This is a genomic window from Streptomyces sp. NPDC005706 (assembly GCF_040631045.1).
In the GTDB taxonomy this organism is placed as follows: domain Bacteria; phylum Actinomycetota; class Actinomycetes; order Streptomycetales; family Streptomycetaceae; genus Streptomyces.
The window spans coordinates 1-2,343 of record NZ_JBEXYS010000069.1 but is presented as its reverse complement, the minus strand read 5'-3'; the positions used below and the strand labels follow the sequence as shown (position 1 = coordinate 2,343).

The following is a 2,343-nucleotide window of genomic DNA, read 5'->3' as shown; positions in this document are numbered from 1 at the left end:
CGGCACGACACCCCCCACACGGGCCGTATACGCCGTGACGACGTCACGGACCAACGGACCCATGGACCAGCCATCAGCCGCAATGTGATGCAGCACCAGCAGCAGAACGCTCTCGCCCGTGCCGACGGAGAAGAGCCAGGCTCGCACCGGCGTCTCGCAGGACAAGTCGAAGACGTGTCCCGCTGCCGCGTCCAGGACCTGCGGCAGCTGTGACTCCTGAACGTGCCGCCGTTCCCACGCCACACGCACATCCGTGGGTTCCAGGACCAGTTGACCAGGCTCACCGTCGGTCTCCGGGAAGACCGTGCGCAGCGACTCGTGCCGGCCCATGACATCGCCGAGCGCCTCGCGCAGCGCCTCCTCGTCCAGCTCACCCCTGAGCCGGAGCGCCATCGGCACGTTGTACGCCGAGCCACCTTCCAACTGCTGCAGGAACCACAGACGACGCTGCGCGAACGACAACGGAACCACGTCCGGGCGCGCCATGCGCACCAGTGCGGGTCGCGCCGTGCCGTCGTCCGTGAGGCGCGGCGCCAGAGCGGCGACGGTCGGAGCCTCGAACACGGCGGCGATCGGGATCTCCGCCCCCAGCTGCGTGCGGATGCGGCTGACGAGCCGGGTGGCGAGGAGGGAGTGCCCTCCGAGGTCGAAGAAGCTGTCGTCGACACCGACCTTCTCCACCCCCAGCACCTCGGCGAAGAGAGCGCACAGCCCCTCTTCCTGCGGGGTGCGCGGAGCACGGCCGTCCGCGGCCGCCGCGTAGTCCGGTACCGGCAGCGCCTTCTGGTCCAGTTTGCCGTTGACCGTCAGGGGCAGGCGGTCGAGCACCATCACGGCGGACGGCACCATGTACTCGGGGAGGCGTTCGGCGAGGTACGCGCGCAGCATCGCCGGGTCCGGCGACGGTCCTGCCGGGACGACATAGGCGACCAGACGGGTGTCCCCGGGGCGGTCGCGACGCACCACCACCACGCTCTGCGCGACGTCGGGGCGGGACGCCAGGGCGGCCCGTACCTCGCCGAGCTCGAGGCGGAACCCTCGGACCTTGACCTGGTCGTCGGAGCGGCCCGTGTACTCCAGGACCCCGTCGGTGTTCCACCTGGCGATGTCACCGGTGCGGTACATCCGCGACCCCGCCGGACCGAAGGGGTCGGCCACGAACCGCTCGGACGTCAGACCGGGCCGGCCCAGATAGCCGCGGGCCAGGCCCGGTCCGGCCACGTACATCTCACCGGGCACGCCGGGGGGCAGCAGGTTCAGGGAGTCGTCGAGCACGTGCACCCGAAGATCGGGAAGCGCGCGGCCGACGAGGCCGGCCGTCCGCGCGGACACCGTCTCGGCATCGAGCGCCAACTCGGTGACGTGCACCGTCGTCTCGGTGATGCCGTACATGTTGACCAGCGTCGGAGCCTGCCCGGTACGCCGCGCGTACCAGCTGCCGAGCTGTCCGAAGTCCAGAGCTTCGCCGCCGAGGACCACGTACCGCAGCGTGTGCCACGGATCGTGCGCCGGCTCCTCCTCGTCCGCCCTCATCAACTCGTAGAATGCGGACGGGGTCTGGCTGAGCACCGTGACCCGTTCGTCGGCCAGGAGCTGCAGGAAGTCGGCGAGCGAGCGGGTCACGTCTCGCGGGACCACGACGAGGCGCCCGCCGTGCAGCAGGGGCCCCCACACTTCCCACACCGAGAAGTCGAACGCGTAGGAATGGAACCCCGTCCACACGTCTTCCGGCCCGAAGGACAGCCGCTGTGCGGCCGAGGTGAACAGCCGGGTGACATTGCGGTGGGAAACGAGTACGCCCTTGGGATCCCCGGTGGAACCCGAGGTGTGGATGACGTACGCGGGACTGTCCGCGAGCAGCGCCGTGGGCCGGTCGGCGGCGCTGATGCCGGACGCGGACAGGACACCGATTGCACGGACCGTTTCCGGAGCGTCCAGCAGGATCCGCTCCACCGACGTCTCGGGCAGGCGGTCCGCGACGGCCCCGACGGTCAGCAACAGGGCCGGCGCGCCGTCCGTGAGCATGTACGCCATCCGCTCCCTCGGCTGCTCTGGGTCGATCGGGACGTACGCGGCCCCCGACTTGACCACGGCCAGCAGCGCCACGATCTGCTCCGCAGAACGCGGCATCACAAGAGCGACGAACTTCTCCGGTCCAGCCCCACACGCCATCAAGTGCCGTGCGAGCCGGTTGGAGCGCTCGTCGAGTTCGGCGTACGAGAGCGTGGATCGCCGGAAGGTGAGGGCGGGGGCCTCAGGTGTGCGCGCCGCCTGCGCCGCGAACAGATCGGGCAGTGTGGTGTCGGACGCCTCGGGTGATGTGTGCGCATCGGCGTTCCAGTC

At 70.3% G+C, this 2,343-nt stretch carries 1 protein-coding gene; it reads right to left on the bottom strand.

What is annotated here, in order from left to right; genetic code table 11:
* The coding region (locus ABZ478_RS39200) for an amino acid adenylation domain-containing protein (protein ID WP_359557569.1) at positions 1 to 2,343 on the bottom strand (2,343 nt) is incomplete at both ends.